The organism is Flavobacterium anhuiense (genome assembly GCF_004151235.1).
GTDB lineage: Bacteria > Bacteroidota > Bacteroidia > Flavobacteriales > Flavobacteriaceae > Flavobacterium > Flavobacterium anhuiense_A.
This window is the reverse complement of record NZ_JUIV01000001.1, coordinates 360,407-384,670: the sequence shown is the minus strand read 5'-3', so window position 1 is coordinate 384,670 and position 24,264 is coordinate 360,407. Positions and strand designations below refer to the sequence as shown.

17 protein-coding genes, 1 other RNA gene and 1 riboswitch are annotated in these 24,264 nt (G+C 34.4%); of the genes, 3 read left to right on the top strand and 15 right to left on the bottom strand.

Annotated elements, in window-relative coordinates; translation table 11 throughout:
• The first annotated feature begins 249 nt into the window (after positions 1-249).
• Positions 250-647: a transfer-messenger RNA gene (gene ssrA / locus NU08_RS01620) on the top strand.
• A 150-nt stretch (positions 648-797) separates the two neighbouring features.
• Here ssrA and NU08_RS01615 read toward each other — a convergent pair.
• The 6 genes from NU08_RS01615 to NU08_RS01590 all read right to left on the bottom strand — a co-directional run bounded on the left by NU08_RS01615 (position 798) and on the right by NU08_RS01590 (position 10,857).
• On the bottom strand, positions 798-1,319 hold the full coding sequence (locus tag NU08_RS01615) for a DUF3347 domain-containing protein (RefSeq protein WP_129745507.1): 522 nt from the start codon (positions 1,317-1,319) through the stop codon (positions 798-800).
• Complete coding sequence (locus tag NU08_RS01610; RefSeq protein WP_129745505.1) at positions 1,316-3,751, bottom strand: zinc-dependent metalloprotease; 2,436 nt, start codon at positions 3,749-3,751, stop codon at positions 1,316-1,318. Before NU08_RS01610 ends, NU08_RS01615 begins: the two co-directional genes overlap by 4 nt.
• A 5-nt stretch (positions 3,752-3,756) precedes the next feature.
• A complete protein-coding gene (locus NU08_RS01605) occupies positions 3,757-5,181 on the bottom strand; it encodes a RagB/SusD family nutrient uptake outer membrane protein (protein WP_119792282.1) in 1,425 nt (474 codons plus the stop codon).
• 2 nt (positions 5,182-5,183) lie between these two features.
• Positions 5,184-8,816, bottom strand: coding sequence for a SusC/RagA family TonB-linked outer membrane protein (locus tag NU08_RS01600; RefSeq protein WP_129745503.1), 3,633 nt, complete (start codon positions 8,814-8,816; stop codon positions 5,184-5,186).
• Between the two features lie 136 nt (positions 8,817-8,952).
• Positions 8,953-10,101: a FecR family protein gene (locus tag NU08_RS01595; RefSeq protein ID WP_129745501.1), complete on the bottom strand. Its 1,149-nt coding sequence runs from the start codon at positions 10,099-10,101 to the stop codon at positions 8,953-8,955.
• A gap of 186 nt (positions 10,102-10,287) precedes the next feature.
• The gene (locus NU08_RS01590) at positions 10,288-10,857 is read right to left on the bottom strand and encodes an RNA polymerase sigma factor (RefSeq protein WP_129745499.1); all 570 of its coding nucleotides are present in this window, start codon (positions 10,855-10,857) and stop codon (positions 10,288-10,290) included.
• A gap of 342 nt (positions 10,858-11,199) precedes the next feature.
• On the opposite strand from NU08_RS01590, the gene NU08_RS01585 reads away from it, so the two are divergent.
• On the top strand, positions 11,200-11,490 hold the full coding sequence (locus tag NU08_RS01585) for a hypothetical protein (RefSeq protein ID WP_129745497.1): 291 nt from the start codon (positions 11,200-11,202) through the stop codon (positions 11,488-11,490).
• Between the two features lie 10 nt (positions 11,491-11,500).
• On the top strand, positions 11,501-11,965 hold the full coding sequence (locus NU08_RS01580; RefSeq protein ID WP_129745495.1) for a hypothetical protein: 465 nt from the start codon (positions 11,501-11,503) through the stop codon (positions 11,963-11,965).
• A gap of 12 nt (positions 11,966-11,977) precedes the next feature.
• On the opposite strand, the gene NU08_RS01575 is transcribed toward NU08_RS01580, so the two are convergent.
• The 9 genes from NU08_RS01575 to NU08_RS01535 form a co-directional block, all read right to left on the bottom strand.
• Positions 11,978-13,156, bottom strand: a complete 1,179-nt coding sequence (locus NU08_RS01575; protein ID WP_129745493.1) for an MFS transporter — start codon at positions 13,154-13,156, stop codon at positions 11,978-11,980.
• A 44-nt stretch (positions 13,157-13,200) separates the two neighbouring features.
• Complete coding sequence (locus NU08_RS01570; RefSeq protein ID WP_129745491.1) at positions 13,201-14,421, bottom strand: DUF763 domain-containing protein; 1,221 nt, start codon at positions 14,419-14,421, stop codon at positions 13,201-13,203.
• Positions 14,422-14,564: 143 nt separating this feature from the next.
• Complete coding sequence (locus tag NU08_RS01565) at positions 14,565-15,656, bottom strand: AI-2E family transporter (protein ID WP_129745489.1); 1,092 nt, start codon at positions 15,654-15,656, stop codon at positions 14,565-14,567.
• A 55-nt stretch (positions 15,657-15,711) separates the two neighbouring features.
• Positions 15,712-16,416, bottom strand: coding sequence for an ion channel (locus NU08_RS01560; RefSeq protein ID WP_129745487.1), 705 nt, complete (start codon positions 16,414-16,416; stop codon positions 15,712-15,714).
• Positions 16,417-16,678: 262 nt separating this feature from the next.
• The gene (locus NU08_RS01555) at positions 16,679-18,247 is read right to left on the bottom strand and encodes an MFS transporter (protein ID WP_129745485.1); all 1,569 of its coding nucleotides are present in this window, start codon (positions 18,245-18,247) and stop codon (positions 16,679-16,681) included.
• A 3-nt stretch (positions 18,248-18,250) separates the two neighbouring features.
• Positions 18,251-19,315: an HlyD family secretion protein gene (locus NU08_RS01550; RefSeq protein ID WP_129745483.1), complete on the bottom strand. Its 1,065-nt coding sequence runs from the start codon at positions 19,313-19,315 to the stop codon at positions 18,251-18,253.
• 11 nt (positions 19,316-19,326) lie between these two features.
• The gene (locus NU08_RS01545) at positions 19,327-20,631 is read right to left on the bottom strand and encodes a TolC family protein (protein ID WP_165352389.1); all 1,305 of its coding nucleotides are present in this window, start codon (positions 20,629-20,631) and stop codon (positions 19,327-19,329) included.
• Positions 20,632-21,235: 604 nt separating this feature from the next.
• Positions 21,236-22,708, bottom strand: a complete 1,473-nt coding sequence (locus NU08_RS01540; protein WP_129745479.1) for an aminotransferase class V-fold PLP-dependent enzyme — start codon at positions 22,706-22,708, stop codon at positions 21,236-21,238.
• A gap of 94 nt (positions 22,709-22,802) precedes the next feature.
• Positions 22,803-23,792: a TlpA disulfide reductase family protein gene (locus NU08_RS01535; protein ID WP_129745478.1), complete on the bottom strand. Its 990-nt coding sequence runs from the start codon at positions 23,790-23,792 to the stop codon at positions 22,803-22,805.
• A gap of 240 nt (positions 23,793-24,032) precedes the next feature.
• Positions 24,033-24,133, bottom strand: a riboswitch (SAM riboswitch).
• Between the last annotated feature and the right edge of the window lie 131 nt (positions 24,134-24,264).

Sequence of the window (24,264 nt, the reverse complement as noted above, 5' to 3'; positions counted from 1 at the left end):
CCAAAGCCCAAAGTCGAAAGTCCAAAGTCTTAAAGTTGTTGTCTATTTTGACTTTGTCTTTTAATATACTAATTGAGGTGCAATAAAAAGGAGCAAAAGAAAGTAAGCTTTTGATTTTAAAAACTTTATAACTTTCAAGTTTCGATGTCCAGCTTTAGACTTTCCGACTTTGAACTTTGGACTAATATTTTTTTGAAAATTTTAGCAGAAAGTAATTTCAAATACTCTAAATTTGCAGACTTATTTTTTGGGGTCGACTGGTTTTGACAGCAAGTCGAATTGAACAGTAAGCACGTCGAGCATTGAGACCTTGCTCGTAAATATAAGATCTCGAACTTTTACACGGCGAAAATAATTACGCTTTAGCTGCATAATCCGAATCATAGTAAGATTACGCCACGTCTCTACAAGGTAGAGAAGCTGGATTCTCCTGGAAAGCCTTGGTTTGTGGCGTTCCGTTCAGGGGAACCGTAAAAATAAACCTAGATTTCCATGAGCTTCGGGTGGATTTCGAAATTTAAGAAGATAAGTGTTGGGTGGTTGTTTCTGGCCTAGCTCAACATCGAAAATTCAATCAGGAAATAAGCGTGTAGAAAGCTCTTTAGTTGCTTGTTTGGACCCGGGTTCGATTCCCGGCGACTCCACAAAAAAGCCTGTAAACTAAATGTTTACAGGCTTTCTTTTTTTCAATTGTTTCTACAATAGTTTTAACTATAACAATGGCATTCATTATTTTAAACGACAAATACGGTCTCTTTAGAAAACCGCATTTATCAAACTAATTCAAATTAAAAAAACTATAAGCTTGCTTTTACTTCACCACAGGTAAGCATATTTTTTGGATAGTACGGATTTTTGATTTCTTTACTATCGCTTGTCCAAACTGCACCAGTCATTGGGCAGACTTGTAAATATAATGTTTCATCTGCTGCTTTAAACTTTGAAGCTTGATTCCAATATTTTACTGAAAGAGTCTCAAAAATCTTGCGCTGTTTATTAATGTTTTTTGTCGTGGCAATCTGATTAGCCAATTCTATAATTTCTTTTCTTGAAATTGTAGCAATGTTCATTTGTTCCAACGTTAACTTTTTAAACTTGAAGTTTTTTAAAGAATTCGTCAAAGCTACAGCACTTTTAACGGCAACAAGGCTATCCGAAAGTATTAAGCTATTTTTTAAAGCCAAATAACTCTTTGTAATTTCTTTCTTTTTCTCTTCTCTTTTTTGTACCAATTCTGGAGTCACTTCTTCTTTTGATGTTAATTGTGCTTGAGCCAAAGTACTTAAGCAAATAAATGCTATAACTAATATTTTTTTCATATTGCGGTTTTATCTAATTTATTAACGATTTTATCGATTTCGATTAAAATGTTTTCGAAATGATCTTTATTAAATCCTGTTGAAGCATCCATAAGCTTTGTAACATCGGTTCTTAATTTAATAAGATGCTGTTTCCCGTATAGTCTCACATCACTTCTTTGCGCTGCATTTAGAGCTTTACCTGGTTCTGTTTCTTTCGGCAAAAGCAACATGCCTAGTTTTTCAATATAACCACGCTGTAAACTTCTCCTGTAAAAATCTTGTTTTTCATCGCCTGTAAATTTCACCCAAACTGTTTGCTGTAAATCATTTAGAAATTCAGGAACTGTATAAGCATTTTCAAATTGGATCGATTTAAGACTGATATTATACAACATTCCAGAACTTAAAAGCATATTTAAAACCTGATTCTGCTGATCTGAAATTTGATCTGCTGTTTTTAAAGAAATCAGCTGGTCAATTTCCTGCGGATACATCCAAAGCGGAGCAACAAACAATTGTCTTCCCACGTAGTCAATAGCAGCTTTTACTTTAGCTTTTGGTATCTGCTGATATACAACACCTTTTTCATCAACTGTTCTTTTGGTTACGTAATTATTGCCAATGTATTTCAATACGTGATACAAATAGATACTATATTGCGATACCACCGCTTTATGCATATCTGATAAATTATCATAAGCATCGTTTGGCTGATAAGTCCATTCTATAAGATTAGGCACAACACGTTTTAAATTTTTTATGCCGTAATCACTTGCCTTTACTGCGTCGTCACCGATATCTTCTCTTTGGCTGCGCGGATCTTCATCCTTACCTTCTCCCCCAAACCATAATTTAGGATTAGCTGTCAAACTATCTGTAGTCAGTTTTGCTAACAGTTTTTCTTCTTCAAATTCGTCTTTAGCATTTGGATAATAACCATACCCCCATTGAACTGCCCACTTGTCGTAACTTCCGATGCGCGGATAAATTCCTTTTGGACTAATGTTATCTTCTGGCTGCGCCACATAATTAAAGCGGGCGTAATCCATAATAGAAACTGTATGTCCATTGGCTTCTACCCATTTTTTATCGCGAAGTTTTTCAACAGGAGTAGCATTGCTTGCTCCCATATTATGGCGTAAACCAATAGTGTGACCTATTTCATGCGAAGAGACGAAACGGATTAATTGCCCCATTAATTCATCATCCAGATGCATTTTTCTTGCTCTTGCGTCAAGAGGCCCAGCCTGAATCATATACCAGCGCTGGACTAATTTCATCACATTATGATACCACCCAACATGGCTTTCTATAATTTCACCGCTTCTTGGATCGCTCACACGAGGCCCATACGCATTTGGCGTTTCAGAAGCGTAATACCTTACTACAGAATACCTTGCATCTTCCAGACTCATCGTTTTATCGTCTTCTGGCCATTCTTTCCCTACAATTGCATTTTTAAAACCAGCGGCCTCAAAAGCTTTTTGCCAGTCGTTGATTCCAGCAATTAAATATGGTCTCCATTTTTTTGGTGTTGCTGGATCGATATAGTAGACAATCTGTTTTTTTGGTTCTACAAGTTCTCCTCTCAAATACTTTTTAATGTCTTTTTCTTTCGGCTCTAAACGGTAACGCTGAATAATGAATTTCTTTTGTGCACGCTGTTCATCATCATCAAACAAAACATATTTGTTGGCAAAAAAACCTACTCTTTCATCAAAAAAACGTTTACGCATTGGTGTTTTAGGCAATAATACAATTGATGTATTTAATCTAATAGTTATGCTTCCGCTGCTTGCTGTGCTGCTTGTATAGGTTTTTGTGGTTTTTACTTCAATATTGATTGCATATGTATCAATAGCTTCTATAAAAGATTTATCATCAGCAAGAGAAGTCAGTTTTTTTTCTGTTTTCTCTTTGCTTTCCAAAGAAAACATCGGATTATCTTTTTTGAATGCATCTGTTACATCAATAACAGTATTTCCGTTATCTGGATTAGTGGTTTTGATCGGAAAAGCACCTACAATTGGATTTTCATTACTTCCAGCCAATGCTTTTGCCAACATTGAGTCAGCCGAACGCACATCTTGTTTATATTGAAGTGATCTCATATAAACAGTATTATTTGCCCCTTTTTCAAAGTAAATGGTCTGTTCGTTGGCTTTTTCTCCTCCAAAAGCTCCCATTCCTTCTGGAGTAGATAAATATCTTGTTACTACCAGCATGTATCGGTTAAACAAACTATCTGGAATCTGAAAATAATATTTACTATCGACCTGACTTACGGTAAAGAGTCCTAATTTGTTTTTTGCTTTATCAGTGATTATTTTATTATAAGCCTGCATGCCTTTGGGCTGTGTACTGGTACTATCGGCTTTTTTTTCTGGGGTTTGAGCAAAACCATGCTGCCAAACGGACAGCACGGTTAGTAGTATAATTAACTTTTTCATTGAAACTAAAACGGAACTTTCTCGTCTGTATTTAAAGTAAGTTTTGGATTTTTTGTCAGTGCCGATAAAGGAAACGGAATAATGTACAATCTTGAGTTAGGCTGTAATGTATAAGTTTTTTGAGGAACTGTTTTGTTTACGATTGGAAATACTCTCGTTATTGTTTTTGCATATTCTGCTTCTGTATTTAATCGCTTTAAATCAAAAAATCTATTAAATCCTAAAAGCAGTTCTTTTCTGCGTTCGTTCACCACAAGTTCCATAGTTTCTTTTCTAGTAGCAGGTACCGTTAAATTTACTGTGCCAGATAGAATACGTTTTGCTCTTAAAGTATTTAAAACTCCCACTGCTTCGTTTAATTTATTGTCTCTGGCATAACATTCTGCTAGCATTAAATATACTTCAGTTGTCTTCATACCAACTGTTGGATAAAAAAACCTTGTATATTGAACTCCCCAATAAGCAGTATTCGAACCCTGATCTAAATTGGTTGTACTAGTAGAATTGAAAAACAAATTAAAACGAGCATCATTTGTTCCAAATAAAGTTCTCAATTCAGGGCTAATAATATAGCTCTGCGCAAAATTCATTTCGTTATAACCTGTCATGTACATATAACTTAACACCTCGATATTATCTGCTGCCGGAACAGCCACTGATGTTGGCCCTCCTTTCGCATTGTAAGCAACCATATCAAATATCTGATTGTTGTAACTCAATGACTTTTCTGCTGCAGCCTGTGCCGCCGCAATTTCTCGTTTAAACAAATGTACTTTAGCTTTAAATGCGTAGGCAAATGCGAGTGATGGGTGATAAACATCCATTGGTTTTTCCTTCAGATATGGCAAAGCATCTTCTATATCTTTTTGTATGAAATCGTAAACCTGGGCAACAGTAGATTTTGAAGGCTGCGCTTCCAGATCAAATTTATCCATGATACAAATTCCTCCATCAGTCGCAGCGGTTTGCGGATCATATGCTTTAGCATACGTGTTTACTAATAAGAAATGATCGTACGCTCTATAAATTTTAGCTTCGGCTTTTGCTAATTGCTTTATGCTCTCATCTCCTTTACTATCATCAACCAACGAAATAACAGTATTCCATCTATTAATATAAGTATAAGCTTGATTATAAAAACTTGAAGCTGTGAATAAAGAAACCCTGTCTATAGTTTCATCAAAAGTAAAATTAATGATGTCAATGTTTGGAGTTCTTCCTATTACATTGGCTTCTCTCATCCATTGGTCATCTGACAAATATTGAAAGTTATTGATTGGATAACCTCTATTTGGCAGCGAAACTAATTCAAGAAATTGTTGAGGAGTTTCGATCACCAAAGCGCCTTTGGGTGTTATTTCAGTGTATTCTTCGCATGATGAAATCGTTAACATCATCAAAGACAATAATATTATATAAACCTGTTTCATTTTTAAAGAGTAAGATTAAGACCTAGTAAATACGTTTTTGGCAATGGTAAATTACGTGTACCGGAATTTAGACTATAAACCTCTGGATCAATACGATTACCAGCTGCACTCCAATACCAAATATTATTCATTTGAAAAGTAAATTTTGCAGACGCCATCTTTATTTTAGTCGCAAAAGCTTTAGGAAGATTATAGGCCAAAGAAATATTTCTCAATTTAATATAATCGCCATCTACAACATTTGCTGTTGAGTTTCTCCATTGGCTGCTTATTGTTCCCGCATAATTTCTAATATTTTCGGCGAAATCAACATATAAACGAGTATTGTCATTTCTATTCGTGTCAGTATAACGATCTGTGATACCAGAAAGATTTACGGCATCAGAACTCATATCTAAGGTTTCTTTACGCATTACATTTCCTCCTGAGAAAACAAACAAGAAATTTAAATCGAATTGTTTATAAGAAAAACGCTGTGACAATGAACCTGTGTAAGTTGGCATTAAAGTTCCCACATTTACCAAGGCATCAGCATTTGTAATTGTTTTGATGCTTGTTGAAATTGGATTTCCATTTTCATCAAAAGTTATAGAAGGATTTCCGTTTTCATCCAAAACGTAAGGATAACCATTTACTGTTCCTCCGTATTGGTAAGCATACATGCTATTAAATAATTCATTTTCTAGAAAAAAATTGGTTGGCGAAGAAACATATACCGATGCTGTCGATTCAGCTCTTGTTACTTTTTTAACGGTTGTCTTGTTGTGGGCAAAAACTAAATTAGAATTAATGCGGAAATTACCGTTATTATACCATTCAGAACCAATACTAAATTCTATACCTTTATTTAATAGAGCTCCTGCATTGATTTTTCTTGACAAAGCACCAACAGTAGGATCAAGATCTGTAGTCGCCAATAAATCGCTACTGTATTTGTGATAAACATCAATCGTACCATTTAATTTAGCTCTAAATAAGCTATAATCTACACCAATATTGGTACTTTGTGTTTTTTCCCATCTTAACATCGGATTTGGTTGAGCCGTAATATTTGTATATTGTAAAGATTGATACAGGTTATCGTTTCTTCTTGTAGCAGTAATATAAGGTGTTGTATTTTGATCAACATTTCCGTTTATACCATAAGTTGATCTCAATTTTAACATACTTACCCACTTAACCTCTTTCATAAAATCTTCATTGCTGACATTCCAACCTAAACCTACAGACCATAATGGACGGTTTTTATACTTTGGATCAACTCCAAACAAATCTGCTCTATCTACTCGGTAACTTCCCGTAAGGTTGTATTTTGATAAATAAGTATAACTCGCAGTACTAAAAATAGAAAAGTAACGATGAAGGATTTCTTGCTGTGTTCTGCCTAACGCTGAAAGTGTTCTGTTATTCCCAAAAATATAACTAGAAACTCCCGTTTGGCTAAGTGCAAGATTGTTTAATACTGCAGAAGTAAGCGTAACAGGATCATATCCATATCGAAGTTGTTCTATGCTTCTTGGAACAAAAGTTTCACGCATTTCTGTACCAACTAATGCATTAACTGAGTGCTTGCCTTCTGCAAACTCTTGATTAAAATCTAATTGATTTCTAAAAGAATAATTACTTGCCTGACTGCTTGCCTGTTTGTATCTTCCTCCTGTAGAAAAGCCATCAACGTAAGTGTATGCATTTGTAGTTGGATTATAACCCGTTAATGCATTGATAGCATAACGCATTCTATAAGAATTGACATCATGATATTGTTCTCTATCATTTTTTCTTACCTCATATTGAAATTGTGTATTAAAACTTAGACCTTTCCATAACTTAGCTTTTACGTTAGCGAAAGTCCTTAGGCTTAATGAATTTTGCTCCTCAATACCTTCTTTAAGCGCATCTAAAACATTAAAATTAAAAGATTTAAAACCGCTTAAACCTGCTAGTTTTTCAACCATAGCCGGATTAAGAGCACCACTAGAGGTAAATCCATCTTTAATTGATGCAAATGAAGATTGCACTAAATTTCCATTATCATCTGTAATACGTTCGTATCGCTTTTGAATGTCGTAATTGCCAAGATCATATTCTGTAACATCATCATTACTGTAGGTTCCATTTACTCCAAATGTTGCATTTAACCAATTGTTTATCTGGAAACTACTTTTTGCGTAAAGATTGAATGCACGTCCAGTATTATATTTTATACGATTTTTAGATTCATCATAATTAAGAGACACATACGTATTCTGTTTGCTTGTGCTTCCCGAAAATGCGATATTGTAACGCTGTCTAAATTCATTTTGCCAAACATTATCGCGATAATCTTTATTGTAATCATTCTTTCTCCATTGTGCAAGAGTACTGTTATAAGTAGCATTATCGATTTTTCCCTCTTCCAGATTTCTGTTTAATTGATAAAGAGGACTGTAATATTTTGTACTGCTGTTTCCAATATCTCCGTAACTGCTAAACATGGTTGCAGTATCAGCAAATCTTGCTCTTTCTCTATTGTAAACCGCCTGCTCAAAATCAATTAGATCACTTGTCGAGGCATAGTTCATATCTCTCAAATTTGGTTTATCTGAAATAAAGAAATCTGAGTTTACCGTCACTTTCAACTTACCATTTCCTTTTTTGGTAGTTAATACAATAATACCATTTGCCGCTCTTGAACCATAGATAGAAGCTGCAGCCGCATCTTTAAGAACATCAACACTTTCAATATCATACGGATTGATTTCATCCAATGTCAATTCAGTTGGCAAACCATCTATTACTACAAGCGGACTATACCCAACATCTGCAGAAAAAGTACCGATACCTCTTAATATAGGCTGATCAGATCCAAGTCCGTTTGGATTTTTTTGAAACATCAAACCAGCGACACGGCCTTCAAGCGCACTCGATAAATTGCCATTAATATTTTCGTTTAACACCTTTTCATCAACTTTACCAATAGCACCAGTAAAATTGCTTCTGGCAATAGTCTGAAAACCCGTTACCACAACTTCTTTCATGGCAGCCACTTTGTCTTCAACGATAATAGTTAGTACATTTCGGCCATTAATAGCAATCGACTTTGTTTCAATAGTTAATCCAGAACATTCTAAAATTCCGCTCGCAGGTACATTTTCAAAGACAAAACCACCATCAAAATCGGTAATACTAGTTCTATTTGTGCCAGAAAGGGTTACTGTAACGCCTGGAAATGGCTCATTTTTATTGTTGGTAATTTTTCCGCTTACGCGAATTAGTTCGTTTCCCAAGCTCTCCGTCTTTTCTTTTCCTGCACTAACAACAATGGTTTGGTTCGCAAGATTGAACTTTAAATTCTGATTTCTAAAAACTTGATTTAAAGTTTCATTTAAAGAAGAATTTTTAACATTAATCGTAACCGGTTTAGCATCTTTCAGCAATTTCTGAGTGTAGAAAACTTCATAGTTAGTCTGTTTGGCCACTTCTTTCAAAACTGTCTCAAGAGAAGCGTCTTTAAAATTGATTGTAATAGTCTGGGCTTGGCTCTTATAACTGCTGAACAAAGTAAACAGCACACTTAACAAAGCAAGAAAACTAACGTTCGGAATCTTTTTTTTAAGTTTTTTGTAAGGTTTTTTTGGTTGTAAATTTAATTTCATACATTTACATTTGGTTATAGTTAAACAATAGGTGGACAACTTATATTGGCTATAAACTTTTATAACAACCAGAAGCATCGCAACTGCCTCTGGTTTTTTAGTTTATAGGCTCAATATAATCGGTTAAACTTAAAGGTTAGGGATAAACAATAATCGTCTTTCCTTCAACCTTAAATTTTATATTACTCAACTCAAGTACTTTTAATACTTCAGATAAATTTTTATTTCTAAATGTACCTCCGTTAAATCTCACATCAGAGACATCGCCGCGATATTCTACTTTAATTCCGTACCAGCGTTCAAGCTGTTTCATTACCGATTTCAAATCAGCATTATCAAATTTAAATCGACCATTTTTCCAAGCTATTGCTGCTTCTGTATCAACTTCTCTAATTGTAATTTTAGCAGCATTATCGCTTATATTAGACTGCTGGCCTGGTTTTAAAATTGCTCTCTGATTTTTAGAAGAAACCGCAACACTTCCTTCCACTAAAGTAGTTTTTACAGTCGCTTCATTATTATAGGCATGCACATTAAAATGTGTTCCTAAAACCTCAATGCTTTGTTTATCCGATTTTACTATAAAAGGTTTATTTTTATTTTTCGCAACTTCAAAATAAGCTTCTCCTTCCAATTCTACGACTCTTTGATCTCCGTTAAACTGAGTTGGATATTTGATGGACGAAACGGCATTCAGAAATACTTTTGTCCCGTCTGCTAAAACAATATTATATTGTCCTCCAGTTGGTGTTGAAAGTGTGTTGAATGAATTGCCATTTTCTTTTGAAATATCTGCATCTGGATTTATAACATAAGTAATAACCCCATTGGCATCCATTTTTATAGTTACCTCATCCTGATCTTCTTTAGCAATAATATCTTTCGAAGAAATATCAGAAAGTATAATCTGTTTTCCGTTAGAAAGCGTCAAAATTCCTCTGTTTCCGCCTGGAGCAATTTCTTTTGCCTTTTCGACAATCTGAATATTTTCTTGTTTTGCTGCCGTTTCCGATTTTGCAAAATAGAATATTCCAGCACCTAACAGCACAATAATTGATGCTGCAGCGGCAACACGCGGCCAAATATTAATCACTTTTGTTTTTTGAGCCAACGGAAGCCTCGATTTCAAATGTTCGTAACTATCTGCCAGTTCGTACTCACTAAGCTGTCTCTTGCTATTCGACGCTTTATGTAAATACCACGCATCAAGTTTATCCTTATCTTCATGAGATAAAGTGCCATTTTGATATTTTTTAAGCAGTTCTAGAAATTCAGTTTCATTCATAATTACAACACGAAATTTTGTCTTGTTTTATAGTAAGACAGTTAGAAATAGGTTTTGTCATAGATGAAAATCAAAAAAATATTAATTTATCATTAATAAATTCATCGAAACGTTAGTTTCTCTTTATTAATGAGGCTATTAGAAGTAAATTTTATTGCAAATTTTAACAAAAAGGGAAATAAAAAATTACCAAATGAAAACATTTAGAGCCGATTTTAGTTTTCCGCGAAGAATTTTCAGCGAATTATAAACTTGCTGTTTAGCTGTTTTGTCTGTTATATTTAATTGTAAGGCAATTTCATCATATGAAAGTTCTTCTACTTTTCTCAAAAGAAAAACTTCACGCATTTTTTCAGGAAGTAAAGCAATTTCGCTTTCAATAATTGCTTCTAATTCTTTTTCTCTGAGTTTAGAATCTGCAGAAACATAATCGCTTTCAATAAAATTCGAAATAGAGTCGGCATAACGCGAAACTACTTTTTCGTGAGCAATATGATTAAGGATTTTGTTTTTTGTTGCTTTGTACAAATAAGAAGATAGAGAACCCGTAATTTCTAACTCATGACGTTTGTTCCATATAAATAAAAATACTTCTTGAACAACATCATTTGATTCATCTTGATTTCCGATCATTTTGAAAGCGTGATTTACTAAAAGTCTGGAATATCTCTCAAAAATTTCTGTATACGCTAATTGATCATCTTCCTTAAGAAGATTTAATAAAATATGATCAGCATATTTGCGGTAAACAGACATTAATAATAAAAAGTGAGGATCAAAAACACAATATTAAACATTTTTAGTGTTAAAAACCAAAAGATGATTCAGTTAAAAAAAGCGCAAAGGATTTCGTAAAGCAATTTTTTAAATATCAATATGATTAATCCTAATAATATTGAACGGCAGCATTATAGTTGAAAAAAGTAATTCGTGTTTTCTAACTTTTGCTTTTTTATAGTTAAATTTAAGGGTAAATGAAAATTTGACAACACTCTAAAAAAATTATATAAAACAGCTAGCGGTCTTTGACTGTAATTTTAGAATAATCTAATTGAAGAATTAGAGATAATTATTATTCATCCTTTAAAACCGATTAATATGAGATCTGAAAATTACACATCTGAAGAATTTGCATTTGAAATGAATTCTTATGAGGAACAGCTATTATTGAATTATGACGATTATCTGGAAGGCGATTATAGCAGCAGGCTGGCAGCTTCAAATCATTATAATTTAGAACTGGGAGAATTGGAAGATAATCTTGAATATGATTTCCATTCAGAGTATGATGAAAATGATTGGGAGGAAGAAGAAGATTTGACTGAAAAACCCGCAGGCGAATATGATGAGAATGAAGAAACACCTGGAAGTTTTGAAATGTTAAGCTAAAAATACTGCGATGAAAAATTTGTATATACTTCTACTTTCAATTTTCTTTTTTTCATGTCAGCAAAAGGAAAACAAAAAAGCTTCTGCTGAATCACCAAATCCAGTTGTTCAAAAAGAAGAAAAACAGGAAAATAAACAAATAGGCGACACTATCGCTATGAGTTATAAGAATGATGAAAATATATTTTCAGCTGAAGGCCATTTAGATTCTTTAAATTCAAAAGTATATGTTCAATTTAAAAATGAAGATTTGGGCGAATTAAACGCTCAAATTATTCCAGATACAGGAAAAGGAAACATCCGATTTAATCAAATTATTTTTCCTGATAAAACCTCAGATGGCCCTTTTGGAATGGACTTGAAAATTCCGCTCAAACAAAAAGGAACTCATATTTTAGTAATCGGACATTCTTTGATGGCCGACAATTCTTATTATGGCAATTTTAAAGTGCAACTAAATATTCGGAAAGAATAATGCTTTATAAAATTATGCTTTAATTCTCTTTTTATTTCTTGCCCAATATGTAAGATATACAATCCCAAGAATTAGCACCAAGATATCAAATCTAATGATTTGTGGTATACGATTGATTTTATCGTTATAATAAGTTCCTCCTAAAAGAGCCCCAGAACCAATTCCGAGTTCCATTGAAATATACATTGTGGCAACCGCTTTTCCTCTATGTTCAGGATTGCTCATGTCAATAGTCCAAGCACTAATTGCTGGCGACAAAATACCAGTACCGACTCCGTAAATTCCGGCTCCGACTAATAACATATTGATATCTCTTCCCACGCTTATTATAAAAAGAGCAATCGAAGTGATGATCAATCCAGCCATAATAACCTTTGGTCGTCCGTGTCTATCTGAAACTTTTCCTGCTGCAAAACGAACCATAACCGAAGCGACTGTAAAAGCAGTAAAAAATATCCCTTTATTTGTTGCTCCAACATGCTCACTCCAGTCTGGAATTAAGGTCAGAATAATTCCGAAAGCAGTGTACGAAAGAAAAGTAATAATTCCTGCCGGAAAAACATTTTTATCTACAATATCATTTCGGCCAATAATAAACATGGATCTATTCAATTTTTCTTTTGTGGCAAGGGTTTCTTTCATATTCATTACGATAATAATTGAAAAGAAAGCTAGAAAAGATGAACAGTAAAACATTACGTTCATTCCATAATTATTAACAATCATACTTCCTAGCGCAGGTCCTAGTGCACCTCCAATACTAAAACATAATCCATGCATTCCGAGCGCCTCTCCCCATCTGTGTTGCGGAATAATATCTGCCACATAAGCCGATGTCGAGGTTGGTTTAAATCCCGTTGAAAAACCATGAACCAAACGAAGTAATAAAAACCCTGAAACAGAACTCAAAATTGGATACAAAAATCCGCATACCACACATACCGAAGAACCAATAGCCATAACAGGAACACGTCCCCATTTATCGGTAAGCTTACCGCTGAAAGGACGCGAAATTGCTGCCGTCAATGTAAACAATGAGATAATAAGTCCTTTGTATTCTGCTCCTCCAAGACTGCTTAAATAATTAGGAAGTTCAGGTATCATCATATTAAAACTTGATGAAAATAATAGAGAACTCAAGCAAAGTAAAATGAATTGTAAGGTATAAATTGATTTTTCGTTTTGTGTCATTATTGGATTTTTATATAACTAAAGGCTGATAGAAATTATGATTTTTAAAATAATTCCAGCTGATTGTTTGGGTTTACAGGTTTCTTTTTAGGAGGTTTAGCATCGCCAAAAACGGTTTTTCCGCCATATTTATAAGATTCCTCTCTTTCTCTCTGGATAAGAGCATCAAAATTAGAATTTGGAGTAAAACTTTCTTCTGCTTTCCGCGAAATCTCAGATAGTTTCTGAATGGCACTCAGTTTATCGCTATTGCCGATTTTGGCACGATTAATCGCTCTTTGCAAAGTATCAATAGTTTCATCGTAGATTTTAACGGGAACAGGAAACGGATGTCCATCTTTTCCGCCATGAGCAAATGAAAAACGAGCTGGATCTTCAAATCTTGTTGGAGTTCCATAAATGATTTCGCTTACCAAAGCTAAAGATTGTAAAGCTCTTGGTCCCATTCCTTTTAAAAGGAGTAATTCTTCAAAATCTTCTGGCTTATTTTCGTGAGTAGCCCAAAGCATGGCGCCCAATCTTTTCATATTCACATCTTCCATTCTCACATCGTGATGCGCGGGCATAGAAAGATGCTGCATTTCTTTTATGATTTTAACTGGAGATTCTTTTACCAATTCTAAAATACCTTCTCGAGATTTTGTGGCTGCATTGGCTGTAAGATTTAAAATTGCGCCTTGATTTTCGCCATAAATAAAAGTGTGCGGTTCGTTGATAAAAGACTTTAAATCTTGCGAATGCCAATGATATCTTCTGGCTGTTCGAGAATTCGGATTCATTCCCTGCTGAATAACAGCCCACTGCCCTTTATTATCTACAATAAAATTATGCTGATACAATTGAAATCCATCCTGAATTGCAGTATTGTCTACTTTTGCCGTTAGTCTGCTGCAGCTGGCAAGATTAATTCCGTCGAGACCTGTTTTTTCGCCAACGAATAAAAGTTCCTGCGGGGTTGCCATAGAATGTTTGCCTTTTCCTCCGCAGATGTAAATTCCGAGTTCTTTTGAATGCGGATTAACTGACTTTTTTAAAGCTCCAAGCACAGAAGTTGTAATTCCAGACGAATGCCAATCCATTCCCATAACAGCTCCAAAACTTTGAAACCAAAACGGATTGCTTAATTTGCTTATAACTTCAGCAGTAGAAAATTCCATAGCAATCGTTTCCACAATGGCTAAACCTAGCTTAGACATTCGCTCAGCAAGCCATAATGGAACATGTCCATAATGTAAAGGAAGATCTGCCGTGCCGGAACGTTTCATTTGCTGGAATTATAATCCTGCAAAAATACTTTATTTAATTGTGAATTATAAATTGTGAATTGTTAATTCAAATGTAAAAAGTTTGGGATGTAAAATATGAGAAATGAAATGATACTACCATATTACATCTTACAATTCACAATTTAGACAATCTCAATATCATCTGCTGGTTCTTCAACAGGTTCGGGATTATCATCTAGCCATGCCACAAACAATTTATATCCTATTGAAAACACAATTGGTCCGACAAATAATCCGATGAAACCCGACATTATGAAACCGCCAATTACACCTAGAAAAATGACAAGCATTGGCACAAGCGCACCTTTTCCTAATAACAGCGGTTTCAAAACATTATCCGAAAGTCCGCTAATGATAAAATACACTGTCCAGAAAATCGCATAACCAGAATCTCCAGTCGAAAAAAGATAAATGATAACCCCAATATTAATTATAATGGGTCCAATCTGCAAAATAGAAAATATCAGACAGATCAAAGTCAGGATTCCTGCATATGGAATATCTGCCATAAACAATCCAACGGCCTGAATAATAGTCTGAATAACGGCAACTCCCAAAATACCTTTTACTACTTGATAAATAGTGGAAACGGAAATTTTCATAATTTCTTCGGCCTCATTTCCTGCTATTTTTTTAAGGAATTTCATAAAGAAAGCTTTACCGCCTGGAGACACTAATAAAACACCAGCAATAATAACCGATAAAATAAACTGAAGAAATGCAGCACCAGAACTCAAAATACTGGCCATAATTTTAGATGATAATTCCCTTATCTGATCTTGATATTTTATGACACTTTGCTCGAGATCTGTTGACAAAGACAATAAAAACTCATAAAGAGGTTTCCCAATTATGGGCCATTCTTTTATAGAAGCTCCCGGTGGAGTAATTTTTAGTGTTCCCGCTTCAAAGCTGTCTTTCAGCTCTAAAAAATTTCCCGTCGCCGCTTTCAAAAAATAAATTAATGGCAACACCATAATGGCAATAATCAAAACAGTAATAACAACCGATGCCAATGCTTTGCGTCCTTTTAGTATTCGCTGCAGCGAATTAAAAAATGGGTAAAATACAACAGACAATATTACAGCCCAAAGAATAGGCATAAAAAAAGGCAACAGCAATTTAAGACAAAACCCAACAAGGAGGAATATGAAAAATAACTGCAAAATAGTATCAAAGAGTTCTTTCTTTTTATTTGAATAAGTTGTTTTCATGATTATAGCTTTTTATATGATTGGTTATTTTTAATAGCAAATTGTTAATTGATAATTATTCTTGTTTCTTACCTCTATTAGGAAAAGCAAACTTGGCATCTGAAACCAGCCTTCCAATTAAGATGACGGGGTACAAAACACCTACAAGTACCTCAATCTGAACTAAAGAACGAGCCAAAGGATGAAGAGGGACGATTTCTCCAAAACCTGTTGAAGTAATGCAGATATAACTGAAATACATAAAACTAGCCTGATCACTATTACTCTCAAATTGAGACTCAGCTATCTGAAAAGAACCTTCAATATGCTCAAAAAGAAATAAATAAAGCGTTGACCAAAAATGAACTAATAGCATATATACAACAATAGATCCTATAATGCGGTAAGTAGTCACTGGACCAGGTTCTAAAACTTTTATCAAAACCAAAGCAATAAGAAGAAGCATGAGCGCGATTGAGAAAATCAGGTCGGCAAATAGGATAAAGACATTGTGATTCAAATAATTAATCCATTGAATGATAAGAAACAGAATAGGAATTATTGAAAGACTAATCGCTTGTTTTTTATGTTTTGATAATGCCACAATTCCTGCAAAAAGAAACAGCATCCAAAATATATTGACAGCAACCACAAAACGCGTGTAACTGCCAAAAAAAGGAATAACAATAAAATGCATGATAAACAGTAATATCAGCATGCCGCTGAGCCCTTTTTCTTGAGTCCAAAAGCGATATAAAAAACGATCTTTTTTTACTATCATAATATAAATTCCAATTACTAAATTCCAAATTCCAATTCCAAAACCTAAAGGCAAATTCCAAAAGCTAAATTCCGAATTCCAATTCCAAAACCTCGGAAAAAATTCTATGTTCTATTTTCTATGTTCTTACTTCTTTACTCTTGCTTCTTTACTCTTACTTCTTTACTCTTACTTCTTTACTCTTACTTCTTTCTTCTCAAGTCTTTACTCTTGCTTCTTTCTTCTCCAGTCTTTACTCTTGCTTCTTTTATCTTCCTCACTCTCAAATCGGTATCGGCTCCACTTCTACTCTTCCAATAGGTCTACGCCAAAGTTTGAAAATCATTATAATAAAAATGGGCAGAAAACAGACTGCCGACATGACGAGATAAATATCTTTATAGGCTAATAATATTGAGGCTTGCGAGGTTTGATTAGAAAGGCTTTTTTCGGCTTTTTTCTGTGCTTCCGCATCTGATAAACCCATATATAAAAATTGCCTTTTCGAATCTTCCAGTTGCTGTTCAGCTTGTTTGTTTATCGGACTAAGCTGCTGACTTAAACCTGTTTTATGCTGTATATTCATATTAGAAATAAAAGTTCCCAAAACTGCGCTTCCCAGCAAAGAAGCAAAAACAGCCTGAGCAATAATTCCAGTCATCATGCGCGATGTGCTCAGAAACGGCGGAATTCCCTCAGAAATGTAAAGTAGTGAAACAGGAAAAAGAAATCCCATTCCTAACCCTTTAAAAATTAATGGCAGATAAAAATCGGACGCGTCGATTCCTGGATAGAATCTGAAAAAAAGAATAATATGATACATTCCGTAGCAGGCAAAACCAATTACCCAAATGGTAGCCAGATAAATGCGTTTGTATAAAAGATAAGTCGAAAGCGGAATCGAGATGCATAACCCAATCAAAAGCGACAGGTGCGTTACTGCTCCCAAAACAGGATCAAAACCTAAAATGTTGGTCATATAACCTGTTACGACACTTCCTGTTCCGTTCATTATTCCGATATAAAACATCAAAAATGCACCTGGAATCACATTCTTAAATTTGTAAACATCAGGATTAATTAAAGGTTCTGCCGTAAAACGAACATGCAGCAGATAAATGCCAATTGTAATCAATAAAGCTGCTGAAGCAAGCATTATTTTAGGGTCGCTAAACCAATGTCTAGTCTGTCCTTCGACACATAAAAAAAGGACAATCGTAAAAAATAGAATCAGAATAATCCAGCCTCGCCAATCAAATTGAAATTTGGTCTTAAGAGGCGCAACATCGGCTCTATAAAAATACCAAGCCAGAATAATACAGATTAAAAAGTTGACATTCAGGAAATAAATTCCAAACGTCCAATTATGAAAACTCACAAAATGCGCTCCTAAATATTGATACAAATGCTGGCTTCCTTTTTGAATAAACTGAAAAATGCCATACATCAAAGCCATATTTAGTGCAGGATTGTACTTTAGTAAAATTGGCACCATCGAAGCAAATATTCCGATAATGGAAACCATTGCCAAAAGCGAACGGCATAAAACAAACCAAGCAATAGTAGGCGCAAACAAGGATGCAGTATTGAAAAGCAGTGACAAAAATGAAACGGATAAAATCATGGTGCGAACTTTAATTTGTTTTCCTAATTTCAAGCCTAAAGGCAGAAAAGCCAACATTGCAAAAATGGGAATGTAAACCGCATAACTAAAAGCCGTTGTAGAAGGTCCAAAATGTCCTAATATCTGCGAATTGTCATAAGTTGTAACATTGAGTCCGTTAAAAAAAGGAATCGTCAGGATATACAATCCTGCCAATGTAAAAACGCTCCTTTTTTTTCCTGCAAACATGTCCTATTTTTTTACATCAACTGTTACATTCATTCCTGGTCTTACTTCCTGCAAGTCTCTGGCAGGAGTTTCAAATTCAATTTTAACGGGGATGCGCTGTGTGATTTTTACAAAATTTCCAGTCGAATTATCGGGTTCAACCATCGAAAATTTGGCTCCCGTAGCAGGAGAAAAACCAGCCACTTTTCCTTTAAATTCTTTTCCGTCCAAGGCATCAATCGTTATGGTTACTTCTTGTCCTTGCTTTATTTTCTCGATTTGAGTTTCTTTAAAATTCGCTGAAATCCATAATTTTTCTGTGAGTACAATTGTTGCAATGGTTTGATTGGCATTGATTAATTCGCCAATAGACAAATTTCGTTCGCCAACAAACCCATCTGCTGGAGCCAATACAACCGTATAAGACAACTGCAATTTTGCCGCATCGAGATCGGCTCTTTTTCTGGCAACGGTTGCCATAGCTGCTTCGAGATTAATCGAACTCTGTTTGGTAATCGAACTGCTTGCTTCGAGACCTTTTCTTCCTGCCTTAACATACGCTTCTTCCGATTTTAATTTAGAAATAACCTGATCGTATTGGTTTCGCGTCACAGCCGAATCGGCATACATATTCTTGAAACGCTGGTAATCTTTTTGCGCTTTTTCTAAACTTGCCAAATCACCAGCCAGCTTTTCTTTTCCCGAAGCCTGATTAGAAACCGAAGTGGTTATATTTTGCTGCAACGAATGCAGATTTCCTTCGGCTATAGCCAAATCTGCTTCTGCTTGTTTGACTTTAATGATATATTCTGAATCGTCTAAAACAACCAATGTGTCGCCTTTATGCACCTGCTGATTAGCTTCAAAACGTATTTCTTTTATATGTCCTGTTGCACGTGCAGCAACATTATTGATGTAAGCTTCTACCTGAGCATTATTTGTAGTTTCATAAGAACTGAAATCAAAGAATAAACTTAAAATCCACAATCCTCCTGCAATTAAAAAAACAAAAGAAAGGACAGTGAGAATGCTGTTTCTCTTTTTTTCACTTTTCTGAACTGCTCCATTTTGTGTATCTGCTTCGCTCATAACAAGAAATTTTAAAGTTTGCCCATTGCATATTGAAGTGAGTAATATTGAATGATTAAATCTAAATTGGCGTTTACAAGTGAAATTCTGGAGTTATTTAGCTGTAATTCTGCATCTACAATTTCGCTGATTAATGCAAAATCGTTATCATATCGGCTTTTTACAATTTTATAATTGCTCATCGAAAGCTCGACATCTTTTTTGTAGGTTTTGATGTTTTCTTTGCTTTCAGCATATCTGACAAATGCATTTTTTACTTCTGTAGTAATCTGATCTTTGGTGACTTCCAGAGCTATATTGCTTTTATCAATTTCCAGTTTGTCACCACTTATACGATGTTTCAAATTATAAAAACTCGAAATATCCCAGTTTAAAGAAAGTCCCGCCGCCCAATAATTGAGAATGTTTACATAATTGGGCCATTGCGCCGGATATTCTGTATTCAGAATAAGATTTGCGTTTAAATTGGGCTTAAATCCGCTTTTGGTCAAACTCAGCGAAGATTCAGATAATTTGATTCTTATTCCTGCCCGCTTTATTTCTTCTCTGTTTTGAAAAGCTTCATCTAAACTTTCCTGCAGGTTCATATTTTCTGTCGGAATCATACTTTCTGTCACTTCAGGTTTCAGAATCGTATTGGTTGGAAAACCGATTAATATATCCAAATAATTGCTGATGAGCTGAATGGTATTGGTGCTTCTAAAAACCGAAACCTTAAAATTAGACTGTTGCAACTCGGTTCTCAAAAGATCACTTGTCAGATTCTGACCATTCTTTACACGAGATTTCAGCTGATTTATTCGAATATCGGTATTAATAATATTCTGTTTCGTAACCTCAATCTGGCGGTATAACTTCTCGAGTGTGAAATATTGTTCTGTAATGGCATTTTTGACGTCGGCTTCAGTCATTTTTACCGCCGATTCCTGCATCTCGCTAATTAATTCCTGCTGATTAATTCTGGTATTAATGGCATTTCCTGCGTAAATTGGAAGTGAAGAAATAATATTGGCAAAAGCCTGATGATCGTAATAATCTACAGTAACATTTCTAGCATAGAATCCTTCATAGAGTTTAGGATCTCCAATATAATTGTATCCGCCATTTAAGCTTATTCTTGGTGCTTTTGCAATTTTTGCCTGACCGACATTTTCGTTAGCAATAGCCAAATCAGCATTTGCCAGTTTTAATTGCCGGTTATTTTTAATGCCTAATAAAATTGCTTCGTCGAGTCTTATTTTTTTTGCAGATGCAAGACTGCTGGTATCCTGCTGCGCAAAAATGAAGTTACAGCAGCACAATAAGACAAGAGTCAAATGTTTTAAATTTAAAACTCTAAATTGCCAATAACACATCCGATTATATTGATTTGATTTTTCATTTTTGGGAATTTGTAATCAATATTCTTCAACAAACCTTTCGGTAAAACTTGAAATCTTTCTATAAAAAAGTCACGGCGTAAACTCTGAAATTGTTCTTTGCAATAATTATTTTGATATAAATTTAAACAATTATTATTCAACACTTTAGAGTATAAACACTCAAAATTGTTCCAATTTATAAAATGGAACAATTTTCAAGGCTTTAAGGCTTATTTTAAAGCAAAAAAAATTGCAACAATCAGATAGATCATTGCAATTTTTGAAAGAAATCAAAATATAGTTATCGGCGTATAATTTATTTCAATTTTACAGCATCCATTAAAATAGACCATTGAATGCATGGCGAAAGTGTATTTATCATTAGAACAAAACTAATTTTGCCAGAAATAATAATGATGTATTACAAAGTATGAGTTTAGTGCATTAATCAGTTTGGCTATCTTTTTAGGACTATCATTTCAAAATCTTTCTAAAACAGAATCTGGACTTTATACTAAAAACCTAACAGATTCTCAAAACCTGTTAGGTTTACTACTAACTAATCTAACTTAAACCATTCATTTACTTCTCTTGCGATGGTATCTTTAATTTCGGGATTTTCAAATTCATTCGAAACCGAATTATATACGTAATCTTTTTTCCACTTTTTATAATTCAGAGCCACTTTTTCAATGGCATCACAGATATACAAAAGCTCTTCATTACTCATAATTGGATGCAATGACAAACGAACCCAACCCGGTTTATTGGTCTGATTTCGCTGCAATAATTCATTTGTAATTTCTGCCGATTTCTTTTCATTAATATTGAAGAGATAATGCGCATAAGTGCTCGCGCATGACCATCCACCACGAACTTGAATTCCGAAACGGTCATTTAGCAACCTAACAATCAAATTATAATGAATATCTTCAATAATGAAAGACACACAACCAATTCGCTCTGATTTTAAATCCCCTAAAATAGATAATCCTTGTATTTTTTGAAGTCTTGAAAAACAAAGATCAAGCAGTTCTTTTTCTCTGTTTTTAATGTTCTCCACTCCCATTTGTTCTTTCAATTCTAAAGCCAATGCCGTTCTAATAACCTGCAGAAATCCTGGAGTTCCGCCATCTTCTCTAACTTCTATCACATCGCTGTAACAATATTTCCCTAACGGATTGGTCCATTTTACATTTCCTCCACCTGGATTATCAGGAAAATCAGATTGGTATAATTTTTCATTAAAAACCAGAATACCGCAAGTTCCCGGACCTCCTAAAAATTTATGCGGAGAAAAGAAAATCGCATCCAATTGTTCTTCTGGGTCTTCTGGATGCATATCAATTTTAACATACGGCGCCGAAGCTGCAAAATCAACAAAACAAAGTCCGCCGTTTTGATGCATGATTTTGGCCAATTCGTGATAAGGCGTAATAATTCCCGTAACATTTGAACAAGCTGTAAATGAACCTATTTTTAAGCTTCTTTCAGCATATTTTTTTATTGCTGACGAAAGAGCTTTTGGGTCAACCAAATTATTTTCATCAGGTGGCAGAATAACCACTTCTGCATTGGTTTCATACCAAGAAACCTGATTGGAATGATGCTCCATGTGTGTGATGAAAACCACTGGTCTATCTTCTTCAGCTTTTGTTCGAAGCGCCATGATACGCTGCAATTTTGACAAAGCTGCTGTCATACCGCTTCCGGTAGTTACCAAAACATCCGATTCGTTGGCATTAACCGATTTTTTAATAATATCTCTCGCATGCTGATAAGCATAAGTAGAAGTTTTTCCTGTCTGACTTGAAAGTGAATGCGTATTGGCAATCATTGGACCAATTTTATTGAGCATTATCTCTTCGATTGGGGCGTATAACCTTCCGCTGGCAACCCAGTCTGCATAAACTAGATTTTGTTCTCCGTAAACCGATTCGAAAGTATGATCAATTCCTACTGTATTTTCTCTAAATTTAGAAAAGTAACACTCAGGTTCTGTTGGTTTTGTTGTTGACTCAATAGCATTCATATCCTTGTCATTTTAAAATTAACTAATATTGTATTATTTGTATTTCTTATCAATCTTATCATTCATCTGAAAAACAAGATTGTGCTTTTCTTTTTTAAATTTTATTTTCTAAAAGTCTTTTCAATGTAGATTGCAATTCTTCTCCATACAAGTTTTTCGCAACGATTACTCCTTTTGAATCCACTAAATAATTTCCAGGAATGGCTCTTACACCGTATAATTTTGCAACAGCGCTGTTCCAGAAAAGCAAATCAGAAACATGTGTCCAGGTTAAATTATCATCTTTAATTCCTTTAATCCAGTTTTCTTTCTTTTTATCTAAAGAAATTGCGACAATATTGAATCCCTTGTCGTGAAACTCTTTGTAAGCCGCAACAATATTCGGATTCTCTTTTCGGCAAGGCCCGCACCATGAAGCCCAAAAATCTACCAAAGTATAGCCTTTCAAATTGTCATAAAGTCGAACTGGCTTTCCGTCTGGATCATTGGCGGTAAAATCAGGGGCTTTTTTACCTACCGCTAATCCGTCTAAAACAATAGCCAGTTCTTTTAATTCTTTCACGTAAGTGGTACTTTGAAGACTTTTATCTAGCAAAGCAATATTTTGTGTAATCTGTTCAGGTGTTAATCTATAAGACCAGTTTCTGTACAATACATAAGCAGAAACAATAGATTTTGGATTTTCTATTATGAATTTACTGATTTCTACATCTTTGCTCTTTTTGTAGGCTTCAAACAAATCCTGAGAAGCAGAACCTTCTACCACAGATGTTGTGTAATATTTCTTCGGACTTAGTTTTACTGTAATCGGATTTTTTTCTAGAAAAATATACAATGGCGAGCTTTCTGTATTTACGCTTAATCCGTATAAATCTGGTGTTTTTACTTTCGTTTTAAAACTAAAATTTCCGTCTTTTACTTTTGCCGAATCAATCGTGGTAAACATCTTATTGTGAAACTTCTGCAAGTAAACGTATTGTGCTACGGTATCTGCAACCGTTCCTTTCAATTGTAAATTATTTTCCTGAGCCTGAGTTTGAAGAGCCCCAAGATATAAAGCAAAACCTAATAGTATTTTTTTCATTTTATTTTTAGTTTTAAGATTAGACAAAAGAATTTCAGGCCAATGTCAGAAGTCATTGGCAGTATTTTATTTTACAAGGAGAATCTGGTGTAAACTATTGTTTTCGCATTCAGAAAAAAGCAAAAGCGTTTTCTTCAAAAATGGAATTCAAGAGTTCATAACCTGCGTATAAAATAGATTCTGCTTTCATTTTAATTAAGATTTAATTGGATGATCTTAAACAGATTTACGGAGAAATCTTTCTTATCTGCCCGCATTTAGCGGAAGGATTTAGCACCTTATTCGGCAACAGGTTGCTAAGACTTCATTGGGCCTATTCCCTCAGTCTTTCTGGATAAGTATCATGTTATAAATTTTCTTCGATACAAATATATATTAATTCTACCGAATTAGTCAAGTTTGAAATTGTTTTTTTTAAATTTATTTTTTAAACCCACTTTCAGAAACCAGTAAAACACTTATAATCAAATAA

Excerpts from the sequence above, each read along its gene's own strand:
- NU08_RS01615 (WP_129745507.1), bottom strand. The coding sequence starts at position 1,319 with ATGAAAAAAATATTAGTTATAGCATTTATTTGCTTAAGTACTTTGGCT.
- NU08_RS01610 (WP_129745505.1), bottom strand. The coding sequence starts at position 3,751 with ATGAAAAAGTTAATTATACTACTAACCGTGCTGTCCGTTTGGCAGCAT.
- NU08_RS01605 (WP_119792282.1), bottom strand. The coding sequence starts at position 5,181 with ATGAAACAGGTTTATATAATATTATTGTCTTTGATGATGTTAACGATT.
- NU08_RS01600 (WP_129745503.1), bottom strand. The coding sequence starts at position 8,816 with ATGAAATTAAATTTACAACCAAAAAAACCTTACAAAAAACTTAAAAAA.
- NU08_RS01595 (WP_129745501.1), bottom strand. The coding sequence starts at position 10,101 with ATGAATGAAACTGAATTTCTAGAACTGCTTAAAAAATATCAAAATGGC.
- NU08_RS01590 (WP_129745499.1), bottom strand. The coding sequence starts at position 10,857 with ATGTCTGTTTACCGCAAATATGCTGATCATATTTTATTAAATCTTCTT.
- NU08_RS01585 (WP_129745497.1), top strand. The coding sequence starts at position 11,200 with ATGAGATCTGAAAATTACACATCTGAAGAATTTGCATTTGAAATGAAT.
- NU08_RS01580 (WP_129745495.1), top strand. The coding sequence starts at position 11,501 with ATGAAAAATTTGTATATACTTCTACTTTCAATTTTCTTTTTTTCATGT.
- NU08_RS01575 (WP_129745493.1), bottom strand. The coding sequence starts at position 13,156 with ATGACACAAAACGAAAAATCAATTTATACCTTACAATTCATTTTACTT.
- NU08_RS01570 (WP_129745491.1), bottom strand. The coding sequence starts at position 14,421 with ATGAAACGTTCCGGCACGGCAGATCTTCCTTTACATTATGGACATGTT.
- NU08_RS01565 (WP_129745489.1), bottom strand. The coding sequence starts at position 15,656 with ATGAAAACAACTTATTCAAATAAAAAGAAAGAACTCTTTGATACTATT.
- NU08_RS01560 (WP_129745487.1), bottom strand. The coding sequence starts at position 16,416 with ATGATAGTAAAAAAAGATCGTTTTTTATATCGCTTTTGGACTCAAGAA.
- NU08_RS01555 (WP_129745485.1), bottom strand. The coding sequence starts at position 18,247 with ATGTTTGCAGGAAAAAAAAGGAGCGTTTTTACATTGGCAGGATTGTAT.
- NU08_RS01550 (WP_129745483.1), bottom strand. The coding sequence starts at position 19,315 with ATGAGCGAAGCAGATACACAAAATGGAGCAGTTCAGAAAAGTGAAAAA.
- NU08_RS01540 (WP_129745479.1), bottom strand. The coding sequence starts at position 22,708 with ATGAATGCTATTGAGTCAACAACAAAACCAACAGAACCTGAGTGTTAC.
- NU08_RS01535 (WP_129745478.1), bottom strand. The coding sequence starts at position 23,792 with ATGAAAAAAATACTATTAGGTTTTGCTTTATATCTTGGGGCTCTTCAA.